General features: G+C 67.5%; 22 protein-coding genes. 11 read left to right on the top strand and 11 right to left on the bottom strand.

The window, feature by feature from the left end; all coding sequences use genetic code 11:
* The first annotated feature begins 44 nt into the window (after positions 1–44).
* The 3 genes from VGT77_RS01815 (at position 45) to VGT77_RS01805 (ending at position 1,813) form a co-directional block, all read left to right on the top strand.
* Positions 45–659: a hypothetical protein gene (locus tag VGT77_RS01815; RefSeq protein ID WP_327458973.1), complete on the top strand. Its 615-nt coding sequence runs from the start codon at positions 45–47 to the stop codon at positions 657–659.
* A 231-nt stretch (positions 660–890) separates the two neighbouring features.
* Complete coding sequence (locus VGT77_RS01810) at positions 891–1,193, top strand: hypothetical protein (protein WP_327458971.1); 303 nt, start codon at positions 891–893, stop codon at positions 1,191–1,193.
* Positions 1,194–1,222: 29 nt separating this feature from the next.
* Complete coding sequence (locus tag VGT77_RS01805) at positions 1,223–1,813, top strand: hypothetical protein (protein WP_327458969.1); 591 nt, start codon at positions 1,223–1,225, stop codon at positions 1,811–1,813.
* A 3-nt stretch (positions 1,814–1,816) separates the two neighbouring features.
* Here VGT77_RS01805 and VGT77_RS01800 read toward each other — a convergent pair whose 3' ends face one another.
* Complete coding sequence (locus tag VGT77_RS01800) at positions 1,817–2,170, bottom strand: hypothetical protein (protein WP_327458967.1); 354 nt, start codon at positions 2,168–2,170, stop codon at positions 1,817–1,819.
* Positions 2,171–2,207: 37 nt separating this feature from the next.
* Positions 2,208–2,411 (bottom strand): hypothetical protein, encoded by a 204-nt coding sequence (locus VGT77_RS01795; protein ID WP_327458965.1) that lies wholly within the window; start codon positions 2,409–2,411, stop codon positions 2,208–2,210.
* Positions 2,412–2,602: 191 nt separating this feature from the next.
* On the opposite strand from VGT77_RS01795, the gene VGT77_RS01790 reads away from it, so the two are divergent.
* The gene (locus VGT77_RS01790; RefSeq protein ID WP_327458963.1) at positions 2,603–3,463 is read left to right on the top strand and encodes a DMT family transporter; all 861 of its coding nucleotides are present in this window, start codon (positions 2,603–2,605) and stop codon (positions 3,461–3,463) included.
* Positions 3,464–3,471: 8 nt separating this feature from the next.
* On the top strand, positions 3,472–4,260 hold the full coding sequence (locus VGT77_RS01785) for an agmatinase family protein (protein WP_327458961.1): 789 nt from the start codon (positions 3,472–3,474) through the stop codon (positions 4,258–4,260).
* Here VGT77_RS01785 and VGT77_RS01780 read toward each other — a convergent pair.
* From VGT77_RS01780 to VGT77_RS01770, 3 genes are all read right to left on the bottom strand, one after another.
* Entirely contained in the window at positions 4,257–5,228 is a 972-nt protein-coding gene (locus tag VGT77_RS01780; protein WP_327458959.1) for a Gfo/Idh/MocA family oxidoreductase, read from the bottom strand. The genes VGT77_RS01785 and VGT77_RS01780 overlap by 4 nt on opposite strands.
* A complete protein-coding gene (locus VGT77_RS01775; RefSeq protein WP_327458958.1) occupies positions 5,228–6,181 on the bottom strand; it encodes an MDR/zinc-dependent alcohol dehydrogenase-like family protein in 954 nt (317 codons plus the stop codon). Before VGT77_RS01775 ends, VGT77_RS01780 begins: the two co-directional genes overlap by 1 nt.
* Before the next feature lie 85 nt (positions 6,182–6,266).
* Positions 6,267–9,266 (bottom strand): PAS domain-containing protein, encoded by a 3,000-nt coding sequence (locus tag VGT77_RS01770; protein ID WP_327458956.1) that lies wholly within the window; start codon positions 9,264–9,266, stop codon positions 6,267–6,269.
* Between the two features lie 45 nt (positions 9,267–9,311).
* Here VGT77_RS01770 and polA point away from each other — a divergent pair, with 45 nt between their 5' ends.
* The 3 genes from polA to VGT77_RS01755 all read left to right on the top strand — a co-directional run bounded on the left by polA (position 9,312) and on the right by VGT77_RS01755 (position 15,025).
* Complete coding sequence (gene polA, locus VGT77_RS01765; RefSeq protein ID WP_327458954.1) at positions 9,312–12,056, top strand: DNA polymerase I; 2,745 nt, start codon at positions 9,312–9,314, stop codon at positions 12,054–12,056.
* A 149-nt stretch (positions 12,057–12,205) separates the two neighbouring features.
* Positions 12,206–13,492, top strand: coding sequence for a cation:proton antiporter (locus tag VGT77_RS01760; RefSeq protein ID WP_327458952.1), 1,287 nt, complete (start codon positions 12,206–12,208; stop codon positions 13,490–13,492).
* Positions 13,493–13,501: 9 nt separating this feature from the next.
* Entirely contained in the window at positions 13,502–15,025 is a 1,524-nt protein-coding gene (locus VGT77_RS01755) for a lipopolysaccharide biosynthesis protein (protein WP_327458950.1), read from the top strand.
* Between the two features lie 78 nt (positions 15,026–15,103).
* Here the strand turns inward: VGT77_RS01755 and purH are convergent, their stop codons facing one another.
* The 4 genes from purH to VGT77_RS01735 all read right to left on the bottom strand — a co-directional run bounded on the left by purH (position 15,104) and on the right by VGT77_RS01735 (position 20,528).
* Positions 15,104–16,675: a bifunctional phosphoribosylaminoimidazolecarboxamide formyltransferase/IMP cyclohydrolase gene (gene purH / locus VGT77_RS01750; RefSeq protein WP_327459016.1), complete on the bottom strand. Its 1,572-nt coding sequence runs from the start codon at positions 16,673–16,675 to the stop codon at positions 15,104–15,106.
* Positions 16,676–16,823: 148 nt separating this feature from the next.
* Positions 16,824–18,551: a heparinase II/III family protein gene (locus VGT77_RS01745; protein WP_327458949.1), complete on the bottom strand. Its 1,728-nt coding sequence runs from the start codon at positions 18,549–18,551 to the stop codon at positions 16,824–16,826.
* On the bottom strand, positions 18,551–19,210 hold the full coding sequence (gene rpe, locus VGT77_RS01740) for a ribulose-phosphate 3-epimerase (protein ID WP_327458947.1): 660 nt from the start codon (positions 19,208–19,210) through the stop codon (positions 18,551–18,553). The genes VGT77_RS01745 and rpe overlap by 1 nt, the downstream gene beginning before the upstream one ends.
* Before the next feature lie 64 nt (positions 19,211–19,274).
* Positions 19,275–20,528, bottom strand: coding sequence for an RsmB/NOP family class I SAM-dependent RNA methyltransferase (locus VGT77_RS01735; protein ID WP_327458945.1), 1,254 nt, complete (start codon positions 20,526–20,528; stop codon positions 19,275–19,277).
* Between the two features lie 55 nt (positions 20,529–20,583).
* On the opposite strand from VGT77_RS01735, the gene VGT77_RS01730 reads away from it, so the two are divergent.
* Positions 20,584–20,742 carry a DUF1674 domain-containing protein gene (locus VGT77_RS01730; protein WP_327458943.1) on the top strand — a complete coding sequence of 53 codons (159 nt, stop codon included), beginning with the start codon at positions 20,584–20,586 and terminating at the stop codon, positions 20,740–20,742.
* Positions 20,743–20,834: 92 nt separating this feature from the next.
* Here VGT77_RS01730 and VGT77_RS01725 read toward each other — a convergent pair whose 3' ends face one another.
* Both VGT77_RS01725 and tsaD read right to left on the bottom strand, forming a co-directional pair.
* The gene (locus tag VGT77_RS01725; protein ID WP_327458941.1) at positions 20,835–21,806 is read right to left on the bottom strand and encodes an NAD(P)H-dependent glycerol-3-phosphate dehydrogenase; all 972 of its coding nucleotides are present in this window, start codon (positions 21,804–21,806) and stop codon (positions 20,835–20,837) included.
* Positions 21,803–22,885: a tRNA (adenosine(37)-N6)-threonylcarbamoyltransferase complex transferase subunit TsaD gene (gene tsaD / locus VGT77_RS01720; protein WP_327458939.1), complete on the bottom strand. Its 1,083-nt coding sequence runs from the start codon at positions 22,883–22,885 to the stop codon at positions 21,803–21,805. Before tsaD ends, VGT77_RS01725 begins: the two co-directional genes overlap by 4 nt.
* Positions 22,886–22,932: 47 nt before the next feature.
* Here tsaD and hemC point away from each other — a divergent pair, with 47 nt between their 5' ends.
* A complete protein-coding gene (gene hemC / locus VGT77_RS01715) occupies positions 22,933–23,841 on the top strand; it encodes a hydroxymethylbilane synthase (protein WP_327458937.1) in 909 nt (302 codons plus the stop codon).
* Positions 23,838–24,491, top strand: a complete 654-nt coding sequence (locus VGT77_RS01710) for a uroporphyrinogen-III synthase (RefSeq protein ID WP_327458935.1) — start codon at positions 23,838–23,840, stop codon at positions 24,489–24,491. The genes hemC and VGT77_RS01710 overlap by 4 nt, the downstream gene beginning before the upstream one ends.
* Positions 24,492–24,498 lie beyond the last annotated feature (7 nt).

Here is a 24,498-nt window from a genome sequence, read left to right as displayed (position 1 = left end):
GCGCCTCTTGCCAAGGTGGCGCGGACAGGGGATCGGAACGGCCGATGAAGGTTTTTGCAGCAGCGATGCGCGCCCTGCTCCTCCTGTTCCTCTTGGCTTTGCTGGTGGCGCCCGGCCATGCGCAGGCACCGCCCACGGTGGCGGACTACCGCGCCTGGCTGGCGCAGCCGGCGCGGCGGGCGCAGGTCGCCTCGTTCGAGAGCTTTCTGCGGCGCTTCGGCGTGCTCGGCGTGATCCCGACCCAGCAACTGCTGCGTACGGCGAGCGCCTGGCGCGCCTGCGGCGTGCCGTTCGAGGTGCCGCCGCCCGGCCAATGGGGGCGGATCATACCCAGCCTCCGCTTCATCCGCGACGAAGTGAAGCCGCGCATCGGTCCGGTCGAGGCGGTCTCCGGCTATCGCAACCCCCGCCTCAACCGCTGCGCCGCGGGCGCGCCGCGCAGCGCGCATGTCGGCTTCTGGGGGCTGGATCTGGTGCCGAAGAGCAACATCTCGCAGCAGCAGCTCTTCGCCCGGCTCTGCGCATTGCACGCCAGCCCGATCGGCCGCTCGGCGCGCTTCGGCCTCGGCTTCTATGGTGGGCTGCGCTTCCACGTCGACACCAAGTCGCACCGCCTCTGGGGCAGCAACAACCGTAGCGGCACCTCGCCCTGTTTGTGACCTCACATCTTCTCCGAAACGGAGTCATCTCGCGTTGGTCTGAGCTCCAGCCCTGATATCCTGCCGCTGACGATAGGGGGTGACATGCGGCGGCTACTGCTCACGGCTCTGACGTTGCTCGTGCTGAGCTCGGAAGCGCATGCGCAACCGACCTGCTTTGCAGGCCAGCCCTGGCGCGCTTGAGCGGACGCCGATCCCCAGCGGCTTTACATCAACGGCGATGAAGAGAGCATGCTTCTGGAATATATCGGTCCGATCGCGGAGGACGAGAACGGCAGGCCTGTGCCACCCGAGACCGTGTCATTCTTCAAGCGGATCGCTGTGCCGCCGGGCCGCTATCGCCTGCTCGGCAACGTGAGTGCCGGCAACAGCAATGATGGCTGGCAGCTGCTTGTCGAGACCGGGCAAGCCGGGCGTTCACCGCTCGTGTTCGGAACCGTTCCTCCACATTCCGATCGAAAGTTGAATGACATCGTCGTTGTCCGGACCGGAATGGTTCCGAGCGTGAAGCTGCGCGCCGTCACGCACAACTAGAGCTGGGCGATCGTGTCGCGGGTGCGGCTGTGCAGAAACTGATCTTCATCGCCTGGCTGTGGGGACCGGCAGCCGCACTGGCGCAGGTGCCAAGCGCCGCCGACTACCAGTCATGGCTGGCGATCCATGGGGCCGAAGTGGCCGAGTTCGATGCCTTTCTCGTGCAGCAGTCGGCCGCGCAGATTCTCCCCACGGAGCAGGTCCTGCGGACGGCGACGAGCTGGCGGACGTGCACGCCGAAAACGCCGTTTGAGGTTCCGCCGAAGGCATATTGGCCCCGGGCGGTCGCCACATTGCGGGTGATACGCGATGAGGTTGTTCCTCGGATTGGCCAGGTCGAAGCGGTTTCAGGCTACCGCAATGACATACTGAACCCTTGTGTGAGCAAAGCGAAGCAGAGCGCCCATCGTGGCTTTTGGGGCTTCGACTTGATCCCCCTGACGAGCATCAAGAAGACGCAGGTAGAGCGCCGGCTTTGCGATCTTCACCGAACGAAAGGCGAGCAGCTGCAGCTTGGCCTCGGCTTCTACACCGGTGAGCGCTTTCACGTGGACACCAAGGGCTTTCGCCGCTGGGGTGCAAACGGCAAATCTGCGACGTCGCCCTGCACCAAATACTGACGCTCAGCGGGTTTCCGTCTTGGGCGGTGGGTTGCCCTTTTCGGCGCCGTGCGGGACGGCTTGCCTGGAGGGCGGAGTAGCGCCGGGCGCCGGAGCCGCGCCGGCGGCATTGGTCGCTTGGGCCTCGCCGGCCTTTTCCACCGCTTGCTGGACCGAGGAGCCGGGCTGGCCGGGCGCGCCAGAGGTGCCATTGTCGCGCATCGCGTCCGCCTGCTGCTCGAGCACTTCGGCGGCTTCGGGCGTGCTCTGCTCGGCTGCGTTTTCGAGTTGGTCGGCTTGGGCATCCGCCTGGTCGGACGCGCCTCCCGAACATGCGGCGAGCGACAGGGCGGCGGCGAGGGCGAGGGCGTGTTTCATGCCCTTTGAACGCCGTTGGACGCGGCGGGTTGCTTTTTTAGAGAAAGGTCTCGCCGCCGATCGTGCGATAGGCGACGAAACCGGTCAGCAGCAGCGACAGGGTCAGGGAGAAGGCCATCAGGCACCAGCCGAACATCGTCAGGATGCGCGGATTGGCACGCTCAGCGCGCGTGTTGTTGCTGATGCTGGCGAGCACGAAGCTGGCGAGCACGCCGTAGGTGAAAGCTGCGAATTCGAACATCTGGGATCCGTCCCCCCGGACTGAAGCGCCTTTCGCTTTGACGAAGCCCCGCAGCGCCCGCAAGCGCCCGGAGTCGCCAAATGCGACGAGTCGAGTTGATCTAGGGAACTAAAGTAAATCTTGTCTTGCAATCAGTTACGGTGGCGTAATCAGCTGGTGCCCGCTATCCCAGCCCGGATGGTGGTGCGTCCATGAGTCCCGAACTGCTGGCGGTGCTGCTGGGCCTGTTCTCGGCAGTGACGCTGGCCTCGGCAAATCTCGCGGTGAAGATGGGCGCCGACATTCTGGTCGGCCGCGCCGTCCTGTCCTGCTCGGCCGCGCTGCTGATCGCGCCCGCGGCGCTGTTCGTGCCGCTGCCCGACCGGCCGACATTGGAGGCACTGGCGCTCGCCGTCCCTGCCCACTTCTTCTACCAGATGTGCCTGGTACAGGCGATGAGCCGGGGTGAGCTGTCGCTGGTGTTCCCGGTGATGCGGGGCCTAGCCCCGTTACTAACGGCTGTAACGGCCTGGCTGCTGCTCGGCCAGAAGCTCAGCGGTGTCGAATGGCTGGCGCTCGCCGTCGCGACGGGCGCGATCATCGCCTTTGCGCTCCCACCCAAGGGGTCGGCGCTTCGAGACCATCCGGACGCGGCCGCGCTCGGCTGGGCGGTGCTGACGGCCGTCGGCGTGTCGCTCTACAATGCGACGGACGCGCGGGGCGTCCGAATTGCCCCCGATCCGCTGACCTTCATCGTCTGGCTGTTCCTGGTCGACTGGATCTGCGTGACGGGCGCGGCGCTGCTGCTCCGGCGCGGGCAGCTGATCGCGGCGGTGCTGCCGCAATGGCGCAGCGCAGTCACTGCCGGTGCCCTGTCGATCCTTTCCTTCGGCGCTTCGCTCTACGCCATGTCGCTGATCGATGCCGCGAAGGTGTCCGCCTTGCGCGAGACATCGGTGGTCGTGGCGGCGATCTTGGGGGCGGTGTTCCTGAAGGAAGGTTTCGGGCTGCGCCGGATCGGGGCTGCTGCAGTGCTGGCGATCGCACTCGCCGCGCTCCAGTTCGCCGGCTAGGGAGAGCCATGCCCAAAGTGCGACTGATCGGCTTGCCGACCGACACCAACTCCAGCTTTCTGCGCGGCCCGGCCAAGGCGCCTGCCGCGATCCGCGCCGCGCTCTTTTCCGACATGGGCAATCTGGCGACTGAGCGCGGACCGGAGCTGGTCGGCGACATTCCGATCGAAGATGCCGGCGACCTGCCGCTGGACGAAACGCCTGCAGATGATGAGCGCATCGAAACCGCCGTCGCGCAGGCCTGCCGCGAGGGCGCCGTGCCGATCCTGCTGGGCGGCGACCATGCGGTGACCTATCCGGTGCTGCGCGGCATTGCCGCGGTGCATGGGCCGGTCAACATCCTCCACTTCGACGCGCATCCGGACCTGTATGACGAGCTTGGCGGCAATCGCCGCTCCCACGCCTCGCCTTTCGCCCGGATTATGGAAGAGGGGCTCGCCACGCGGCTGGTTCAGGTCGGCATCCGGACGCTGAACCTGCACCAGCGCGAACAGGCGACGCGGTTCGGCGTCGAGATCGTGCCGATGCGCGACTTCAGCCCCGCGTCAGTTCCGATCCCGCCCCGCCCGCTCTATATCTCGATCGACCTGGACGGGCTCGACCCGGCTTATGCGCCGGGCGTGTCGCACCACGAGCCGGGTGGGCTCAGCGTGCGCCAGTTGCTCGATGTGCTAGCTCGGGTGCAAGGTCCGATCGTCGGTGGTGATGTGGTCGAACTCAATCCCGATCGCGACATCAACGGCATGACCGCGGGCGTCGCCGCCAAGCTGGTCAAGGAGCTGTGCGGCCTCGCCTAGCGGCCATAGATTCGGTCGAGCACGTCGGCGACATCGACGAAGCGCTCCGCCTCCGGCGAGTAGCGTTGCCCCGCGGCCAGACGTGTCGCCCAATCGGCAGCCGCTCGCCCGCCCCAATCGTCGGGCGGCTCTGAAAGCGTCTCGGCCGACGTGCCGCGATAGCGTTCCGCGACGAAGTCGAAGAAGGACCCGTTCACATTGCGCAACGCCGCGCCCTGCCCTTCGCCGTAGAAGCTCGCGCCTATGATCGCGTCGCGTCCGGCGGGCAGGTTCCAGGAACAGGCGAGGCTGATCACCCGCCCGTCACCTAGGGTGATCGTCGCCACCGCGTAGTCCTCGCACTGGCTAGCGCCGAGCGGCTGACCCTTGGCGAGCAGCCGGGCCTGTACCTCCGCCACTTGCGGGAAATCCAGCGCCCAGAGCGCCAGATCGACCAGATGCACACCCAAGTCGATGACGCAGCCGCCGCCGGACTGGGCGGGATCGAAGAACCAGCTTTTCCCCGGCCCATAGGCATTGTGGAAGACGAGATCGATGGCGCTCACCCGGCCCAGTTCGCCGGCCCGGATCAGCTCGCGGATGCGAGGCATGCCTTCGGTGTGGCGGTAGGATAGGTCGAGCCCGAGCAGCCGGTCGGCCCTGCGCGCTGCCTCGACGACAGTGCGGACCTCGCCGGCGGTACGGCCGAGCGGCTTTTGACAAAAGACGGCGACGCCCGCTTCGAGCGCGCGGATCGATTGGTCGGCATGAAGCGCGCTAGGCGTGGCGATGACGACTCCGTCGATGCCAAGTTCGAGCAGTTCGTCCAGGCCGCCCACGCGGGTCGCGGCCGGCGCGAGTTGCGCAGCCTCGGCGGCCATGTCGTCGGATGGGTCGGCATAGGCGGCGGCTTCGATCGCGCCCGTCTCGATCATCGCGGCCATGCGGTGCCGGCCGATCCATCCCGTGCCCAGAAACCCGACCCGCATCAAAAGGTCACCAGCGCCTTGATGAAGTTGCCGGGCCGGTCGCGGGTGGCGTCCAGCGCCTCGCCGAGCCGGTCGAGCGGGTAGCGATGCGTGTAAAGGCTCGATGGGTCCAGCTTGCCCGCAGCGACCGCGTTTACCGCCTCGCGGATGCCGGCAATATAGGCTTGCGGATCGCGCTCATGCGCGTTGATCACGTCGATGCCGCGCCAGTTCCACAGCCACATGTTCACTTGGCGTGGCCCGTCCTGGTGATAGCCGGCGACGATCAGCTTGCCGCGTTCGCCGGTAAGTTCGGCGGCAAGGTCGAGCGGCCATTGCTTGCCGACCGCTTCGATCACACGCTCGCAGAAGCGGCCGCCGGTCAGGTCCTTCACCCGCTCGATGATACGGTTGTGATCGTCCATCGGCACGGTTACCGCCGCGCCCATGTCGCGCGCGACCTGAAGCGACTCCTCGCGGCGGGAAATGGCGATGACGCGCGCGCCCGCGTCAGTGGCAAGGCGCGTGAGCAAAGCGCCGAGAAAGCCGATGCCGACAATCGCGACCGTGTGGCCCTCCCGTATGTCGGCACGGCGGAAGATGTTGAACGCGCAGCCGAGCGGCTCGCCCGGAAACGGCGCCTGCGCGAGTTCGGGCGGCAGCTTCACCACCGCGTCCGCATCTGCGACGTCATATTCGGCATAGGATTTGTACGAGAGCGCTGCCACCCGGTCGCCCAGGTGCAGGCCGCTCACGCCATCGCCGATCGCGTCGATGATCCCCCAGCCTTCATGGCCGAGATCGCCGGCCTTGGTTGGAAACTCCATCCATTCAGGGCCTGACCAAGGCGTCAGGTTGGAGGCGCAGACCCCGCAGCCTTCGAGCCGGACACGCACCTGGTTGGGGCCAGGCTCCGGCAGCGGCACATGGTCGATCTCGATCCGCCCCGGTCCGGTCAGGACCGCGGCGCGCATGGTCGGTGGCGACAAGAAAAACTCCCGCTTGATCTTCTACCAGGCAGAAGCATCGGCGGGCGAATACGTTCCGTAGCCGATATGGTCAGGCGTTCTCATGAACCAAGGCCGCGAGCGCTGAGCCCAGCTCGTCGCGGCTGAACGGCTTGGCCAGACGCGGCATGTTGCCGGCCTGGTCCGCCGAGCCGAGGAATCCGGTGATCAGCAGAACCGGAAGGCTCGGCGCCATAGCCTTGACCTCGCGCGCCAGCTGTATGCCGTCCATGCCGGGCATCATGAAGTCGGTGATCAGCGCGTCGTAACGGCCGGCGGCGAGCCGCTCCAGGGCCGCGCGGCCGCTTGCCGCCTCGTCCACCTGATGACCCAGATCGCGAAGCATCTCGGCAGTGCCGGAGCGGACCAGCTCCTCATCGTCGACCAGCAACAGGTTGAGCGGCCGGGCAAGCTGCGGCGGCGCACTCTGATGCTTCACCTTGGGCCTGGGCGCGACGGTGGCGGCCGGCAGCCAGAGATCGATGCGCGTGCCCCGGCCGGGAGCGCTGTCGATGAACAGCGCGCCGCCAAGCTGTCCGGCCAACCCGTGGACCATCGAGAGGCCAAGGCCGGTGCCGCGCTCCTTCGGCTTGGTCGAGAAAAACGGCTCGATCGCCAGCCGCATCGTCTCAGCGTCCATGCCGATTCCAGTGTCCTCCACCGACATTCGGACATAGTCGCCCGGGGCCAAGCCCTCAGGGTCTCGGGCAGACCCGATGCGGATGGTCAGCGTTCCGCCATCCGGCATAGCGTCGCGCGCATTCACGCACAGGTTCAGGATCGCAAGTTCCAGTTGATTGGGATCGGCGGAGGCGGCCGGCAGGTCCGCCGCCGCTTCGACGAGCAGGCCCACCCCGCGGCCGATCGAGCTCGCAATCAGGTCGCTCATTCCGGCGATCAGAGCAGCGACGTCGACCGGCTCCGGCTGAAGCGGTTGGCGGCGCGCGAAGCTCAGCAGCCGCTGCACCAGCACGCGCGCGCGATCGGCCGATTGCAGCGCGCCCTCGATCAGCTTGGCGGTGCGCGCATCTTCGCCGGCGAAGCGATGCCGCAGCAGGTCGAGCGCGCCGGTAATCGGGGTGAGCAGATTGTTGAAGTCGTGGGCAATGCCGCCGGTCAGCTGGCCGATCGTCTCCAGCTTCTGCGCCTGGTGAAGCTGGGCAAGCGCCGTCTCGCGCTCGGCAACAGCAACGGCGATGTCCTGCGCGAGCGTGCGGTTGGTCTCGCGCAACGCATTCTCTGCACGGATGCGCTCGATTGCTTCCCAGGTGCGCGCGGCGACCTCTTCGACCAGCTGCACTTCGGCGTCGCTCCAATCCCGGGGCTCGGCGGAATGGAGGAACAGCACGGCGCCGATCACGCCGCTGCGCATCATCGGCACATGAATGGCCGCCGATGCGCCAGTCCTCGCCTTGATATGATCGGCATGGTCGCGCGTCCGCGGATCGCTCGCCGCATCGGCCAGGCGGAAGGTGCGGCCATGGGCGAGGTCTCGAACGGATGCGCCGCGCAGCGGTCCCCGCTCCGGCCCGATTTCCAGCGTCATCGAGTCCGGGCGCTGCCTGGTCGTGTAGCCGGACAGCACCGTCGCTTCCATGCGCTCGGCGTTAATCTGGACAAAGCCGGCCGTATCGACGTCCAGCTCACGTGCCAGCATCTCGGCCACATCGCTGGTTGCCGCCTGCACGTCCTGCGCGCCGCGCAGCCGGTCGGATACGCGCAGCAGGAAAGCCTGCCGCAGTTCCGCCTCCTTGCGCTCGGTGATGTCGATGACGACGCCGATAGACCTCCGCCGGTCGGCGGGGCCGATGAACTGACCGAAAGTGTTCAGCCACCGGACCTTTCTCGTGCCCTGGTCGATCACCCGATGTTCGAGTTGCCAGGGGCCGCCCCGCTGGGCGGCGTCATTGTGTGCGGCCGTTACGGCCTCCCGGTCTTCCGGATGAAGGCATTGGGCCCACATCTCGACGCTTGCGCGTCCGCTCGAGTTCGGAGGAAGCCCAAGCATTGCGAAGGCTGTCTCCGACCAGACCCCCTCGCCGGTCGTCATGTCGAGATCGTAGCTGCCAAGGCCGGTGCCGGCGATGGCGAGCCGCATCCGTTCTTCGCTCTGCCGCAGCGCCGCTTCCGCCCGGGCGCGGTCGACCGCGTCCGCGGTACGCTGGGCGGTAATTCGGGCGATTGTCAGGTCATGCTCGGACCAGCGCCGCGGCCGGTCATGGTGGATGCCGAGAATGGCGATCAGCTTGCCGTCGCGCACCAGCGGCAGGTCGATCCCGGATCGCGCGCCGAACCGCTCCGCCGCTTCCTCGAGACGGGGAAGTGACGCAAGCAGCTCTATGTCTTCGGTGACGATCGGCTGCCCCGACCGGAACCAGTCGACGATGGCTGGGCCGAAGTCCGCCAGACGATAGCGCCCGGCGCGGCTGGGCATCCGGCCCGCCGACCAGTCAGCCCAGATCTCGACCCAGCTCTCCGTCTCGTCGACCTCGCCGAACCCGGTCTGCCCGACTTCCAGGAAGCGCCCGAGATGCTCGCAGGCCGCACGCATCGCATCGCGGGCGTCGCTCGCCTGGCGCAGTGCGTCGGACAATCCGGCCATGTAGCGGCTGCGCAGCTCGCCCAGCTTGCGGTCGGTGATGTCGGTCTGCGCCGACACCATCCTTACCGGCCTTCCGTCGGCGTCACCGACAACCTGACCGCGATTGTAGAGCCAGCGGACTTCGCCGGTGTCGGGGCGGACAATGCGATACTCGCGCGCGAACTCACACGGTCGCGCCATGTCTTCTCGTGCCCAGGCCTGCACTTGGTCACGGTCTTCCGGGTGCACGCGTTCGAGCCAATGGTCGCTGAATATGCCTGTCAGCGGACTGTCCGGCGGCAATCCATGAAGTTCAAGGTATTCCGGCGACCGGAAGATTTGCCCGGTCCGCATGTCCCAGTCGAAGCTGCCGATGTGCGCCGCCGCCTGGATCAGCCGCAGCCGCTCCTCGCTTTCCCGAAGCGCAGCGGATAGGTCGCTCGGTTCAGGACTGCTCTCAGCGCCGCTCACCTGTCCAGCCTAGCCTAGCCCGCACGGCCCCGCTATCCCCCGCCCATGCCCCATCTCTATCTCGTCGACGGGTCCGGCTATATCTTTCGCGCCTATCACCGGCTGCCGCCGCTAACGAACCGGCATGGCGAGCCGGTCGGCGCCGTCTATGGCTATACGACCATGCTGTGGAAGCTCGCCGACGAGCTGAACAAGGCCGAAGGTCCCACGCATATGGCCGTGATCTTCGACGCCTCGGCCAAGTCGTTCCGCAACGACATGTACACCGAATACAAGGCGCACCGTCCTCCTCCGCCCGAGGATCTGAAACCGCAATTCCCGATGATCCGGGATGCGACCCGCGCCTTTTCGCTGCCCTGCCTGGAAGAGGAGGGGGTGGAGGCGGACGATCTGATCGCCTCTTACACTAAGGCCGCGCTGGCGCAGGGCTGGCAGGTGACGATCGTCAGTTCGGACAAGGATTTGATGCAGCTGATCGAGCCGGGCCTCGATCTCTACGACACGATGAACAATCGCCGGCTTGGGCCTGAGCATGTGGTCGAGAAATTCGGCGTGCCGCCCAGCCAGCTCGGCGAAGTGCTCGCGCTGATGGGCGACAGCGTCGACAATGTGCCGGGCGTGCCGGGGGTCGGCCCGAAGACCGCGTCCAAGCTGATCCTGGAGCATGGCGATCTGGAAGCGGTGCTCGCGGCGGCGCCGTCGATGAAGCCGGGCAAGTTGCGCGACAATCTGATCGAGCATGCCGAAGCGGCGCGGCTGTCGCGCGAGCTAGTGAAGCTCAAGTGCGACGTGCCGCTGGTCCATCCGCTCGAGGAGATGGAGCTGCAGGGCATTCCGGAAGCGCCGCTCCGCGCCTTTCTGGAACATCACGGCTTCCGCACGCTGCTGAACCGGCTCGCCAGCGTGACCGACGCCACGCCTGATGCGCCCACATCCGTCGAACTGCCGCCCGACCCGCCCTGCAATCACGATGGTTATGAGACGGTCCTGTCGCTGGAGGACCTGGACCGCTGGATCGATGCGGCGCGTGCGCAGGGCTTCGTCGCGGTGGACACTGAGACGGACAGCAAGGATCAAGTCCACGCCGGGCTGGTCGGCGTCAGCCTTGCGCTTGAGCCGAACAAGGCCTGTTATATTCCGCTCGGCCATGGCGGCGGCGATCTGCTGGGCGGCGACTTTCCGGACCAGGTTCCGTTCGATGCGGCCATCGCGCGGCTGAAGGCGCTCTTGGAAGATCCGGCGGTCCTGAAGATCGGCCACAACATCAAGTTCGACCTGTGTGTGCTCGCCCGCCACGGCATCCACATCGCGCCGTTCGACGACACTATCGTGATCAGCTTCGATCTGGATGCCGGTCTGCACGGACATGGCATGGACGAACTCGCGGCCACGCACCTCAACCATAGCTGCATCGCCTTCAAGGACGTGGTCGGCAGCGGCAAAGCGCAGCTCAAGTTCAACCAGGTCGGGCTGAAGGAAGCGACCCGCTACGCGGCCGAGGATGCCGACGTCACGCTGCGGCTGTGGCGGCGATTGAAGCCCCGTCTATCGGCAGAGCAGGCGACGACCGTGTACGAACTCGTCGACCGTCCGCTCATTCCGGTGATCACCGCGATGGAGCGGGCCGGCATCAAGGTCGACCGCCAGGTGCTCTCGCGCCTATCAGGCGACTTCGCCCAGCAGATCGCGGGGATCGAGGCGGACATTTTCGCGATCGTCGGCCAGCCCTTCACCATCGGCAGCCCCAAGCAGCTGGGCGACATTCTCTTCGAGCAAATGGGCCTGAAGGGCGGGCGCAAGGGCAAGTCAGGCGTCTATTCGACCGACGTTAATGAGCTGGAGCGCCTGGCGGCGGATGGCGTCGAGATCGCCCGCCGCGTGCTCGACTGGCGGCAGCTGACCAAGCTCAAATCCACTTACACCGACGCACTGCAGCAAGAAATCAGTCCCGACGACGGCCGCGTCCACACCTGTTATTCGCTGACAGGCGCGCAGACCGGCCGGCTGTCGTCGACCGAGCCCAATCTGCAGAACATCCCGATCCGTACCGAGACCGGGCGCCAGATCCGCGATGCCTTCGTGGCGGAGCCGGGCAACGTCATCCTCTCCGCCGATTATAGCCAAATCGAGCTGCGCATCGCCGCGCACATGGCCGATGTGCCGCAGCTGCGCGACGCCTTCGCCGCCGGCGAGGACATCCACGCGATGACGGCAACGGAGCTGTTCGGCGAAGTGAACCGCGACACGCGCGGGCGCGCCAAGACGATAAACTTCGCGATCCTTTACGGCATCTCGCGCTGGGGGCTTGCGGGCCGGCTCGGCACGACGGCCGACGAAGCCCAGGCCATGATCGATCGCTATTTCGAGCGCTTTCCGGGCATTAACCGCTACATCGCCGAGACGCTCGAGAGCGTGCGCGAGAAGGGATACACGACGACGCTGTTCGGCCGGAAGACGCACTTTCCGCGTATCAAGTCGAAGGTGATGCACGAGCGGCAGGGCGCCGAGCGAGCCGCGATCAACGCGCCGATCCAAGGCACCAGCGCCGACATCATAAAGCGCGCGATGGTGCGGATGGGGCCGGCGCTTGAGAAGGCGGGACTGCGACACGTCCGCATGCTGCTGCAGGTGCATGACGAACTGGTGTTCGAAGCGCCGGAAGACGATGTGGAGGCCGCCCGCACGGTGATCCATGACGTCATGGCATCGGCCGCCGAGCCGCTGATTAAGCTCTCCGTGCCGCTCGGCGTGGAAGTGGGGCACGGCCCCAGCTGGGGCGCGGCGCACTGATCGGCCGGTAGAGTCGCTCGTCCTGAGCGGAGCGCGAAGCGCGTAGTCGAGGGGCGGGGTTCGGACCAGGCGCCCTTCGACTACGGCCTCCGGCCTTCGCTCAGGACGAGCGATTAGGCTGTTGCTGGTTTCCACGCGTTGCACCCCAGATGCCCGACGCCGCAGCTTTCGACATCGTCCGCTTCTACATACCGATCCTGCTTGGGTTGGGCGGGCTCATTCTGCTCGTCGCCTGGCTGCCGCTGGTGGTCCGGAAGCTGCCTCTCTCCCTGCCGATCTTGTGCGTCGGCATCGGCATGGCCGTGTTCAGCTGGACGATCTTCGCCGACTATGCGCCGCATCCGGCCAAGACGCCGGTGCTCGTCGAAAAGGCGGCCGAGCTGATCGTCATCGTCTCGCTGATGGGCGCCGGGTTGAAGATCGAGCGGCCGTTCGGCTGGCAGAGCTGGAGCCTGACCTGGCGGCTGATTGCCATCGCCATGCCGCTCACCATTATCGCGCTGACGGTTGCCGGCCAGACCGTGCTCGGGCTCGGGCTGGCGACCGCCCTGGTGCTCGCCGCTTCACTGGCGCCGACCGATCCCGTGCTCGCGTCCGATATCCAGATCGAACATCCGCGGAGCAATCAGGATGACGAAACACGCTTCGCGCTGACGTCCGAGGCAGGCCTGAACGACGCCGCAGCCTTCCCGTTCGTCCATCTGGCGATCGCGCTCAGCGTGGCAGGGCTGAGTTCGGCGACCCTGTCTGACTGGGCGATCGACTCGCTGCTCGTGAAGGTGGCGGTCGGCACCGTGAGCGGCCTCGCTCTCGGCTGGGCATTCGGCTGGATCATCTATCAATTTCCCCGCGGAACCAGGCTCTCTCGCACCGGCGACGGCTTCGTCGCTCTGGGCGCGACGCTCAGCATCTACGCCCTGACGGAGCTGCTGCACGGGTATGGCTTCCTCGCCGTCTTCCTGGCCGGGCTGATGCTGCGGCGGTCCGCGCGGGGGCATGATTACAACGACCGCATGCACGACTTCGCTGACGAGGTGGAGCGGCTGTTGATGATGGCGCTGCTCGTCTTTTTCGGGGGCATGCTGGTGGCGGGCGGGTTGCTGGCCAATCTAGGCTGGCGCGAAGTTGCGTTCGCGGCGCTCACCATCTTTATTGTGCGCCCGCTCGTCGGCTGGATCAGCCTGGCAGGGAGCGGGCGTTCCGGGCTGGAGCGCTTCGTCATTTCATTTTTCGGCATCCGCGGATTGGGCTCGGTTTATTACCTCGCCTATGCGATCAACCATGGCCGCTTCGAGCAGGAAGTATCGCTGTGGAGCACTTTGGGCCTGGTGATCCTGGTCTCCATTCTGCTGCATGGCGTCACGGTCACGCCCTTCATGCGCCGCCTGGACGAAGCGACCGAAGGCGAGGTGGAAAAGCGGGATGCACCCGCCTAAGACGTGAAAATGGGGGAGCCATCCGCCGCCAGCGACAGCGATATCGCCAGCCTTGCGAAGGGCGGCCGCACCAATGTTTTCGGCTTCCTGCTGCGGCTGCTCGCCCGGCTGCCTTTTCTCTTTATTGCCGGACGCCTTTACGGCCCGGAAGCGCTCGGCCGCTTCGCCTATGCGATCCTGATCATAGAGTTCGCCGCGCAGCTGGCGACACTTGGCCTCAAGCGCGGCCTGGCGCAGCAGCTCTCGTCGGCCGAGCGGCCTCATGTTTGCGTAATATGGGATGGGTTGCTGGTCGCCGGCTTCGCTTCCGCCATCGCGGCCGGCTTCCTGATCGCGGTCCCCCAGGTCATGTTCCCGAACAGCGAACTGAATGGGCTCGATCGGCTGCTGCCGCTGACGATCTTCGCGCTGGCCTGGTCGGATGTAGCACTAGCGGCGCTCGCCTATCGCCGCGACGTCGCGGCGACGGTTCGGGCACGAGCGGTTGTCGAGCCATGGACGATCAGCATCGCGGCGGGCGCACTCTATTTCTATTCGGCGCGGGACGGGCTGATCCTTGCCTATGTGCTGTCGCTGATCGCGGCGTTGATCGCGTCGATCTGGCCGCTGCTGAAGAGCTATGGCCTGCCGCGTGGCTGGTCGCCTCAGCCGATCGGGCTGTTCCGGATTGCGCAGAGCAACGCGCCGCTTGCCGCGGCCGACGCGATCGAATGGGCGACGCGTAACGTCGATCGCGCCATTCTGGGGCTGTTCTTTCCGCCGGCCGTGGTCGGCATTTATTGGGTGGCGCAGCAGATCGTCACCTTGCCGCAAAAGCTGAAAACCAGCTTCGACCCGATCCTCGGGCCCGTCCTCACCCAAAGTCTCGCCGACGGCGACAAGGCGGCCGTCGCGGCGCAAGTGAGGCAGGTCGGCTTCTGGATCATCGCCGCGCAAGCCGGGATCGCGCTGGCTCTCACCATCCCGGGCGAAGCGATTATGGGATTGGCCGGTCCTCAATTCGTCGCCGGCACGGGGGCGCTCGCCTTCCTGATGATCGCCGAAGTGGTGGCGGCCACCGCCGTCGTGTCGGAATCGGCACTGGTCTATATCGCCCGGCACCGGAACATGATGATCTCGCTCGCAACCATCCTGCTCCAGATCATGCTGAGCTTTGTGCTGATCATCGGCATGCGGCGAGCAGGGCTGCCCGAGCATGTGCAGGCGGTCGGCCCGGCGATGGCGCTGCCGATCGCGCTCGGCTTTGCGGCGGTCGTGAAGGCCCGGCTGTTGTCGCGGCTGCTGGGCGCGCCCGTGTCGCCATGGCGCTGGGCCCTGGTCTGGGCGGCGGCCGTGGCCACCATCGTCGGCTTCGTCGCGACCAGCATCCCCGAATGGAGCGAGCTGCTGATCGGCATGCCTGCCATCCTGATCGCCTATGGCTGGGTAATCTGGCAGCGGGGCTTCACCGCGGAGGATCGGGTGCTGTTCAAGCGGAACAGGGGCGAGGAACCGGCCTATCCCGCACCGGGGGAGACGCCGCAGGCGCGGTAGGCCGGAGCCCTTCTCCGTTCGCTTCGAGCGAAGTCGAGAAGCGTATCCCGACTTCGCTCGAAGCGAACGGGAAAGAGATCAGTGCCGGAAGTGGCGCATGCCGGTGAAGACCATCGCCAGCCCGGCTTCGTCAGCCGCGGCGATGACTTCCTCGTCACGGATCGAACCGCCGGGCTGGATGACGGCGGTGGCGCCGGCCTCCACCGCGGCCAGCAGACCGTCCGCGAAGGGAAAGAAGGCGTCGGACGCGACGGCTGAGCCGATCGTGCGCGGCTCCGCCCAACCGGCCTTTTCGGCGGCATCCTTCGCTTTCCAGGCGGCGATCCGGGCTGACTCCAGCCGGTTCATCTGTCCCGCGCCGATCCCCGCCGTCGCGCCGTCCTTCGCATAGACGATGGCGTTGGACTTGACGTGCTTGGCGACGGTCCAAGCGAACAGGCAGTCGGCGAGCTCCTGTTCCGACGGCTGGCGCCTGGTGACGACCTTTAGGTCCTCGCGGCCGACAGCGCCATTGTCGCGGGACTGGAGCAGCATGCCGCCTGCGATCGATTTCATCAGCAGTCCCGGCCGCCGCGGATCGGCGAACTCGCCGCACAGCAGCAGCCGAAGGTTCTTCTTGCGCGCGAACACCGCGCGCGCAGCCTCGTCCGCATCCGGCGCGACCACGACTTCGGTGAAGATCTCGGCGATCGCCTCGGCCGTCGCTTCGTCGAGCGGGCGATTGCACGCGATGATTCCGCCGAATGCCGACACCGTGTCGGAGGCGAAAGCCGCCTTGTAGGCATCGAGCAAACTGTCGGCACTGGCGACGCCGCAGGGATTGGCGTGTTTGACGATAACGACCGTCGGCGGGCCATCCTTGAACTCGGCGACCAGTTCGAGCGCTGCGTCCGCGTCGTTGAAGTTGTTGTAGCTGAGTTCCTTGCCCTGAACCTGCTCCGCCTGCGCGACGCCTCGCGTGGCTGGTCCGGCCGGCACATAGAGCGCGGCCTTCTGGTGCGGGTTCTCGCCGTAGCGCAGCTCCTGCGCCAGGCGGACGGGAATCGTGACGGTCTCGGGAAAGAGCTGCTGCTGGTCGGCGAAGGCGAACCAGGAAGCGATCGTCGCATCATATTGCGCGGTCAGCGCGAAGGCTTTGGCGGCGAGCTTCTTGCGTTCCTCCAGCGTGGTCGTGCCCTTGGCGACCATTGCATAATCGGCAGGATCGGTGACGATCGCGACCGAAGCGTGGTTCTTCGCCGCCGAGCGGACCATCGAGGGTCCGCCGATATCGATATTCTCGATTACCTCGTCTCGCTCGGCGCCTCGCGTAACCGTCTGCGCAAACGGGTAGAGGTTCACGACCACCAGGTCGATCGCGGCGATGCCATGCGCGGCCATCGCCGCCACATGTTCTTCATTGTCTCGAAGGGCGAGCAGGCCGCCATGGACCTTCGGGTGCAGCGTCTTCACCCGGCCGTCCATCATCTCGGGGAAACCGGTCAGGTCGGAGATGTCGCGGACCGTGAGATCCGCGTCGCGCAGCGCCTTGGCCGTGCCGCCGGTCGAGACCAGTTCGACGCCCTTGTCCGCCAGCGCCCGCCCGAGTTCGGCGAGCCCGGTCTTGTCCGAGACGGAAAGGAGCGCGCGCTTGATCTGGATGTCGGTCATGGCGGCGCCCTTAACGGCTCCACTCCAGATCGTCATCCCGAACTTGTTTCGGGATAAGGGTGGAGCAGCGAGAGGTCGGTCAGGAACTCGCCTGGCCTCCGTCAACGCACGGCTTATCCCGGAACGAGTTCGGGATGACGGAGGTGAATCAACCAGCCCGCTTGAACAGCCAGGCGACGCTCGCGCCGCCGGCAGGGGACTCGCCGGAAACGACCAGCTGCTGCGTCTGGCGCGGCCGGCCGGCGCTATCGACCCAGAGGCTCTCCTCCACCGTCAGCGCGGCGCCCTTGCAGCGGAACTGCCAGAGGGGGCCGCCGTCGATACGCAGCAGTGCGCCCAGACTGTCGGCGGTCAGCGTCACCTCGACTTCGGGAGCCAAGTGGAAGCGGATTGCGAAGCTGGGCGTTGCCTTGCGCCGGCCGGCGGGCAGCAGCATGTCCTCGCCGGTCAGCTGGCGCCCGTCGACGCTGAGCGCCAGTTGGCGCCGGTGGAGCAGGCCGAAGCGGCGGACGTAACCGTCATGGCTCGCCTCAATGCGGCTGCCGCCTTCCAGCTCCTGCCGGTCGATCGCCACTTCGGCAACGCCGCGGCCGAGGCTGCCGTCTGCCAGGATCGCCGTCGAGTTGGCGTCGTTGACGATCAGTGTCGAATGCGCCGCGGTCGCCCGCAGCGCCTGCGCCAGGGCGGCGGGAAGATAGGCGCCTTCATGCCGCGCTCCGCCGCAGCTGACGACCAGCCGGTGCGGACCGTCCGACATCTCGAAGGCGAGGGTCGAGGCGCAGCCGCCCTTTGCCAGGCGGGAAGCTGGTGGCGGCGCGGCATCGACCGTCACCACTGTGCCCCCGCCAGCCAGCCGCTGATAGCCCCAGTCGCGCGCCTGCCGAAGCGGCCGTGCGCGCACCTGCGACGCTTCGACGACCGCTGCGATGCGCATCTGGTCGACGGGCAAGCCGCCCTGCCAACTAGCAAGCCCGCCATCGCCATGGGTCACGCCGTGGAGAGCTGGCACTGCCCGCGCGAGCGTCACCTCGATCGCCGGCAGCGGCTCTTCGCGGCGGGACTCATAGGCGGCGCGGAGCAGGCTCAGCAGGCCGATCGCATCCAGCAGGGTCGCGGGCGACCGGCACGCAATGCCACCATCTTCGGTGAAGACCGTACCCAAAGCCCGCGTCAGCCCCGCCTCGGCATAGGCGCGGCGTGGGTCGCCGCCTGGGATCAGCAGGCCGGCAGCGATCAGCCCGCACCAGGCGGCGAGCTTGCCGACGCCGTCCGGCGCCTTGTCGGCGGCGCGGTCGAGGTGCCGAGCGCCCCGCGCTAGGGTGTTCAGTACCGCCGAGCGATAGACCAGGTCACGGCTCGACAGGATCAAAGGCGCATGCGCAGTCCAGAACAGGATGCGCCGACCCCACAGGTCGGCCCGCCAGGCAAGGCCTTCGACCTTTTCCGCATGTGCCGACAGCCAGCGGCTCATAATCGCTTCGGCGACCGGCGCGCCCTGCTGGCGGGTGGCAGCGGTCGACAGGTCGCGCAGCCAGGCGAAGCTGTGCAGATAGTCGAGCAGCCCCGGCGATCCCTGAAGGGTGCGGAAATCGAGTTCCCTGATCGCGATCTTCTCGCCGCGGAACGGGATAACGCCCCGCAGTAGAAGTTCGCCGGCTTTCAGATCGCCGATCACCGGATCGTCCGGCGCCGCCAGTAGCTTCAGCGGGAATCGGCCGCGCAGCCGCAGCTTGTGCAGCGGAGTGCGCCAGGTCAGGCGCTGCAGGCTTTCCGCGAGCCGCTGGGAGAGCGAGATGCCGCGGTCATGATCGACCCGGATGAGCCGCTTGCCCGGTTCGATGCCATCAACGGGGTCGATCGGCTCGTGCTTGGTCATCAGCCTCTCAATGCGCGAATATTGTCGGCATAGGCGGCGGCGCCGCCCTTGAAGGTCGCGGTGCCGGCGACGAGGACATCGGCGCCGGCGGCGATCGCGCGGGGAGCGGTTTGGCGGTCGATTCCGCCGTCCACTTCCAGGTCGATCGGCTTGCCCAGCTTGTCGATCTGCTTGCGGATAGCCTCGATCTTGCGAAGCTGGCTGTCGATGAAGCTCTGGCCGCCAAAGCCAGGATTGACGCTCATCACCAGGACGAGGTCGATCTCTTCCAGCACATAATCGAGCATCTTGGCAGGCGTCGCGGGGTTGAGCGACACGCCGGCGCGCTTGCCGAGCGACTTGATGCGCTGGATGGTCCGGTGCAGGTGCGGCCCTGCCTCCGGATGGACGGTGATCGTGTCGGCGCCCGCTTCGGCGAACGCATCGAGGTAGGCGTCCACCGGCGAGATCATCAAATGCACGTCGAACGGCTTGGCCGTGTGCGGCCGCAGCGCCCTTACGACCATCGGACCGATCGTAATGTTGGGCACGAAATGGCCGTCCATCACGTCGACATGGATCCAGTCCGCGCCCGCTTCGTCGACCGCACGCACTTCCTCGCCCAGCCGTGCAAAGTCGGCAGAAAGGATCGAGGGCGCAATGCGGACGGAATTTGGCATTGACACAAGACCTAGTGGGTGCGGGCAGCTCCGTGAAGCGCGGCCGCCCGCTTATCCACAACGGCTAAGCGCGTTTGAACCGCGCGATGAAAAAACCATCGAGCGCGCCCTTGTCCGCGAGCAGCGTCGGCAGGGTGCGGACATGGCCGCCGGGTGCGGGAACCACCCCATTAGGCAGCTCGTCAGGTGCGATCGGATCGAGGGTCAGGCCGGTGGCGTGCGCCAGCTGCGCCTCGCCTTCCTCGGGCTCGAGCGAGCAGGTGGCGTAAACCAGAGTGCCCCCCGGCTGCAGCCAATCGGCGGCGCGCCTCAGCATCGCACCTTGCAGGTCCGCCATCTCAGCGATCTGCCGCGCCTTGACCCGATGCAGCACGTCGGGGTGGCGCCGGAAGATGCCGGTCGCGCTGCAGGGAGCGTCGAGCAGGATCGTGTCGACCGGCGCCTCGGGCGACCAGGACATCACATCGGCCTCGACGATCTCGGCAGCGAGACGAGTGCGCTCAAGATTCTCGCGCAGCTTCAGGAGGCGAGGGGCGGAGTTGTCGACCGCCGTCACCTGCCAGCCTGCCGCGGCAAGCTGCAGCGTCTTGCCGCCCGGCGCGGCGCACAGGTCTAGGACGCGGCGGCCTCCGCCGGCGCCGAGCAGCCGCGCGGGAATGGATGCCGCGAGATCCTGCACCCACCATTGCCCCTCCGCAAAGCCCGTCAGGTCGGTGATCCCGCTCTGCGCGGGAATGCGGGCGTGTCTTGGCGCCAGATGCCGCCCCTCGAAACGGCGGGCGGCCTGATCGTCGGCAAAGCTCAGGTCGAGTGGCGGCGGCGCGGCCATGGCGGCGCGCGCCGCATCGACCATCTCGCGGCCCCAATTCCCCAGCCACCGCTCCTCGACCGCGCGCGGCAGGGTGGGCGTCGAGGGGAGGGCGACCGTGCGCCGCATCAGCGCGCCGAACACGCCATGCACCAGCCGCCGCGGCCCGCCATCGACCAGCGGCAGCACGGTGCTGATCGCCGCATGCCCCGGCGTGCCAAGCGCCAGCGCCTGCACCAGCGCGATGCGGAGTGCGAAACGCGCCTTGGAGTCCGGCGGCAGACGCTGCTGCGTCGCCGAGTCGATCAGGGCATCCAGGTCGGGCAGCCGCCGCAGAGTCTCGGCGGCGATTGCGTGGGCCAGCCCGCGATCCGCGCCACTTACGTCACGCGCCGCGCCGTCCAGCGCGGCTTCGAGCGGCAGGCCGCGCCGCAGCACCGAGTCGAGCAGGCGCAGCGCGGCGCGGCGGGCATCCACGCCGACTTGTGATTGTGGCTGAGCTGGCTTCATGCTTGTCCGGGCGCGCTCCTGCGCCCATCTACGGTCCAGCACAAGGAGCGTTCCGATGGGCCAGCGCCCGCCGCATGTGAAGCCGCCGGCCTATCTTTCCAAGAATCCGCCGGTGCCGAAGCCCGAGCAGGCGAAGCGCGATGCCGATCCGCTTGGCCTCGATCCGACTCGCTATGGCGATTGGGAGCTGAAGGGGATCGCCGTCGACTTTTGAACTGAGTCGCTCGTCCCGAGCGGAGCGGAGCGAAATCGAGGGGCGCGGGTTCGGGAGTAGCGCCCCTCGACTACGCTCGGGACGAGCGAGTGTCATTCGTCTTTGAGCGGTCGAGACAGCAGCCGATCGATTGCGTGCTCGACGTCTGATTCCCCGGTCAGCAGCGCGCACACGGCATCCACGACCGGCATGTCGACGCCGGCCTCGCGGGCCGCCTGCTGCAGCACCGGGGCAGTGAACGCTCCTTCGGCGACCGTGCGCCGGTCGCCAAGCAGCTCGGCTGTGCTCCGCCCCTCGCCGATGCCCTTACCGAGGGAGAAATTGCGGGAACTGGTCGACGAACAGGTGAGGACGAGATCGCCCAAACCCGATAGCCCGGCCAAAGTCTCTGGCCGGGCGCCCCGGGCGAGGCCGAAGCGCGTCATCTCGGCAAAGCCGCGGCTGATCAGGGCGGCGCGGGCATTCTGGCCAAGGCCGCGGCCCTCCACAATGCCGCAGGCGATTGCCAGCACATTCTTGACCGCACCGCCAATCTCCGCGCCGATCACGTCTCGCGAAACATAGGGTCGGAAAGAGGGGCGGGCGATTACGCCCGCGATCCTTCGGCCGAGCGTGTCATCCACGCAGGCGAGAGTGACGGCAGTGGGCAGCCCGGCCGCGACTTCGTGCGCGAAGGTCGGGCCCGACAATACCGCTATGGCTGCTCGCGGCTGCACGGTCGCGGCCACCTCCGACATCAGCAGGCGCGTGCCTGCTTCGATTCCCTTGGCACAGAGGATGAGCGGCGCTTCCGTCGCGGGCAGGTCCCCGAGCACGGCGCGCATGTGCTGGGCTGGCGTGACGACCAGCACCATCGTGCAACGCGCGAGCTCCGCCAGATCGGACGTGGCGCGAATGGCAGGCGCAAGCGGCACGCCGGGCAGGAAAGCGGTATTCTCATGCACGCTGTTGATTGCCGCAATCACCTCGGGCTCGCGCGCCCACAGCAGCACACCCCCCCCAGCGGACGCGACCTGCGCCAGCGCCGTGCCCCAGGCGCCGCCGCCGATAACGCCGATCGTCACGCCTTCACTCCCGCACCGCGCGCGGGCGCGGCAGCCGGGTCGAGCGGCCAGCGCGCGCGCGCAGGAGTGTCCAGCTGATCGGTCAGACCGGCGGCGAAGCGCTCCGCACCCGCCCAGGCGATCATCGCCGCATTGTCGGTGCACAGCCAAAGCGGCGGTGCGACGAAAGGCAGGTCGTGTTCGGCGGCAAGCGCTTGCAGCGCCGACCGGATCGCGCCGTTTGCAGCAACTCCGCCAGCGACGACCAGGGCACTCATGCTCCGTTCGCTTCGAGCGCAGTCGAGAAGCGTATCCCGACTTCGCTCGATACGAACGGATTTGATAGCCTTATCCGTCCGATTCACGAGGCAATCGACGACCGCCTGTTGGAAGGACGCCGAAATGTCCGCCGCCGACCAGCGCTCCGCGTCCCGCGCCCGGGCCACCGCGCTCTTCAACCCGGCGAAGGAGAAATGCGGGTCCGCCGTGCCGACTAGCGGCCGCGGCAGCGGCACGGCGCGCGGGTCGCCGCCGCGCGCGGCGCGTTCGACGGCCGGACCGCCGGGAAAGCCGAGGCCGAGCAACTTGGCCGTCTTGTCGAAGGCCTCGCCCGCCGCGTCGTCGATGGTCGTGGCAAGGCGGCGATAGCGGCCCACGCCTTCCACCAGCAGCAGTTGGCAATGACCGCCCGACACCAGCAGCAACAGATAGGGAAAGGCCAGGTCCGGCTCCGCCAAACGCGGGCTCAGGGCATGGCCCTCAAGGTGATTGACGGCGACCAGCGGCTTGTTCGCCGCAAGGGCCAGCGCCTTGGCGGTGACCAGGCCGACCATCACGCCGCCGATCAGCCCCGGGCCCGCGGTCGCGGCAATCGCATCGACATCGTTCAAGCGCTTGCCGGCATCTGCCAATGCCGCCTCCACCAGCGGCGTCAGCGCTTCGACATGCGCGCGCGCCGCGATCTCGGGCACGACGCCGCCATAGGGCGTGTGCTCCGCCTCCTGTCCGGCGAGCCGGTGCGCCAGTATCTCGCGCCCGCTCGTGACCAGCGCCGCTGCGGTTTCGTCGCAACTGGATTCGATGCCGAGGATCAGGGCCATTCGCGCCCCCTACTATCTCCAGCTCCACCTGTCTAAAGCCTCGGGGCATGCAACGGACTCTCCGCCTCGGTACGCGCGGCTCGCCCCTGGCTCTTACTCAAGCGAACATGGTCAAGGCGGCGCTCCAGGCGGCGCATGGCTGGCCGGACGAGGCGATCGAGATCGTCACGGTCAAGACCAGCGGCGACCGCATCCAGGATCGGCCTCTCTCCGAGGTCGGCGGCAAGGCGCTCTGGACCAAGGAACTCGACCTGGCTCTGAACGAGCGGCGCATCGACTTCGCCGTCCACTCGATGAAGGATGTCGAGACGATCCGCCCGGACGAGATCGTCATCGCCGCGATGCTGCCCCGCGCGGACGTGCGCGACCGGCTGATCGGGGCCGAGTCGATCGGCGCCATCCGCCAGGGCGGTCGCCTCGGCACCAGTTCGCCTCGCCGCAGCGCGCAGCTCCGGCGGCTTCGTCCCGACCTGGAAGTGGTGCTGTTCCGCGGCAATGTCGAAACCCGCCTCGCCAAGCTGGCGGCGGGCGAGGCGGATGCGACGCTGCTCGCCGCGGCCGGGCTCGACCGACTGGGCAAGCAAGTCGGAGTTGCAGTCGAGACCTACGAGATGCTGCCGGCACCGGCGCAGGGCGCGGTCGGCATCGAGGCGCGCCGGGACGATGACGAAGTGCGGAGCTGGCTCGCCGCCATCGACGATGCACCGACAACCCTGTGCGTCCGCGCCGAACGCGCCTTGCTCGCCAGGCTAGGGGCAGACTGCCGATCTCCGATCGCGGCGCTGGCCGTCCCTGCCCGTGGCGGCATGCTGCTGCGCGCGCAGATCCTGTCGCCCGACGGGAGCGAAGCCGAGGAGGGCGAAGTGGTGATCGGCGATCCGTCGGAAGCCGCCGACCTCGCGGTGGCGCTGTTGGAGCGCGCATCACCAACGCTGCGCGCTCACTTTCAGGGATGACCCGACCGCTCCTGGTGCTGCGGCCGGAGCCCGGCGCAGCCGCAACGGCAGCGCGGGTGCGGGCACTCGGGCTGGTGCCGATCGTCGCGCCGCTCTTCAGGATCGTCCCGCTCGCATGGGAGATGCCCGAGCGCCCGTGCGACGCGATCCTGATGACCAGTGCCAACGCCGCTCGTGCCCTTGACGAGAAGGTCGACCGCAGGGCTCCCGTGTACGCCGTCGGGGCTGCCACCGCGGCGGCGGCGCGTGAGGCGGGATTCACGACAGTGACCGTGGGGCGCGGCGATGTGGCGCAGGCAGTGAAGCGTGCGGCAGCCGACGGCATCGGCTCGCTCCTCCACCTGACCGGAACCGACCGCACCGGCTTCGATCCTGACGGCGTTCGGGTCGAAGTTCGGGCCATCTATGCTGCGGAGGCCATCCCGCCCAGGCCTGCCTTCGGCGATGCGCTCGAGCAAGGCGCGGTAGCGCTGCTTCACTCGGCCCGTGCGGCGCGGCGCTTTCGCGAGTTGGCGGGACCGGCCCACAGGATCGCGGCGATCAGCCCCGCGGTGCGCGCCGCTGCCGGCGGGGGCTGGGAGGCGGCGGTCGCCGCGGATCGTCCGACAGATGACGCGCTGCTGGCGGCGGCGGCGCGGCTGTGCCAATGAGGCGGGC

Source organism: Sphingomonas sp. (genome assembly GCF_035944535.1).
Classification (GTDB): domain Bacteria; phylum Pseudomonadota; class Alphaproteobacteria; order Sphingomonadales; family Sphingomonadaceae; genus Sphingomonas_B.
Note: the sequence above shows the minus strand (reverse complement) of the source record. Positions and strands in the feature narration are given on the sequence as shown.

Bases quoted from the DNA above. Each gene is read 5' to 3' on its own strand.
- purH (WP_327459016.1), bottom strand. From the start codon at position 16,675: ATGACCGACATCCAGATCAAGCGCGCGCTCCTTTCCGTCTCGGACAAG.
- VGT77_RS01730 (WP_327458943.1), top strand. From the start codon at position 20,584: ATGGGCCAGCGCCCGCCGCATGTGAAGCCGCCGGCCTATCTTTCCAAG.
- hemC (WP_327458937.1), top strand. From the start codon at position 22,933: ATGCAACGGACTCTCCGCCTCGGTACGCGCGGCTCGCCCCTGGCTCTT.
- VGT77_RS01760 (WP_327458952.1), top strand. From the start codon at position 12,206: ATGCCCGACGCCGCAGCTTTCGACATCGTCCGCTTCTACATACCGATC.
- VGT77_RS01735 (WP_327458945.1), bottom strand. From the start codon at position 20,528: ATGAAGCCAGCTCAGCCACAATCACAAGTCGGCGTGGATGCCCGCCGC.
- VGT77_RS01745 (WP_327458949.1), bottom strand. From the start codon at position 18,551: ATGACCAAGCACGAGCCGATCGACCCCGTTGATGGCATCGAACCGGGC.
- polA (WP_327458954.1), top strand. From the start codon at position 9,312: ATGCCCCATCTCTATCTCGTCGACGGGTCCGGCTATATCTTTCGCGCC.
- rpe (WP_327458947.1), bottom strand. From the start codon at position 19,210: ATGCCAAATTCCGTCCGCATTGCGCCCTCGATCCTTTCTGCCGACTTT.
- VGT77_RS01815 (WP_327458973.1), top strand. From the start codon at position 45: ATGAAGGTTTTTGCAGCAGCGATGCGCGCCCTGCTCCTCCTGTTCCTC.
- VGT77_RS01775 (WP_327458958.1), bottom strand. From the start codon at position 6,181: ATGCGCGCCGCGGTCCTGACCGGACCGGGGCGGATCGAGATCGACCAT.
- VGT77_RS01800 (WP_327458967.1), bottom strand. From the start codon at position 2,170: ATGAAACACGCCCTCGCCCTCGCCGCCGCCCTGTCGCTCGCCGCATGT.
- VGT77_RS01785 (WP_327458961.1), top strand. From the start codon at position 3,472: ATGCCCAAAGTGCGACTGATCGGCTTGCCGACCGACACCAACTCCAGC.
- VGT77_RS01780 (WP_327458959.1), bottom strand. From the start codon at position 5,228: ATGCGGGTCGGGTTTCTGGGCACGGGATGGATCGGCCGGCACCGCATG.
- tsaD (WP_327458939.1), bottom strand. From the start codon at position 22,885: ATGGCCCTGATCCTCGGCATCGAATCCAGTTGCGACGAAACCGCAGCG.
- VGT77_RS01710 (WP_327458935.1), top strand. From the start codon at position 23,838: ATGACCCGACCGCTCCTGGTGCTGCGGCCGGAGCCCGGCGCAGCCGCA.
- VGT77_RS01790 (WP_327458963.1), top strand. From the start codon at position 2,603: ATGAGTCCCGAACTGCTGGCGGTGCTGCTGGGCCTGTTCTCGGCAGTG.
- VGT77_RS01795 (WP_327458965.1), bottom strand. From the start codon at position 2,411: ATGTTCGAATTCGCAGCTTTCACCTACGGCGTGCTCGCCAGCTTCGTG.
- VGT77_RS01810 (WP_327458971.1), top strand. From the start codon at position 891: ATGCTTCTGGAATATATCGGTCCGATCGCGGAGGACGAGAACGGCAGG.
- VGT77_RS01755 (WP_327458950.1), top strand. From the start codon at position 13,502: ATGGGGGAGCCATCCGCCGCCAGCGACAGCGATATCGCCAGCCTTGCG.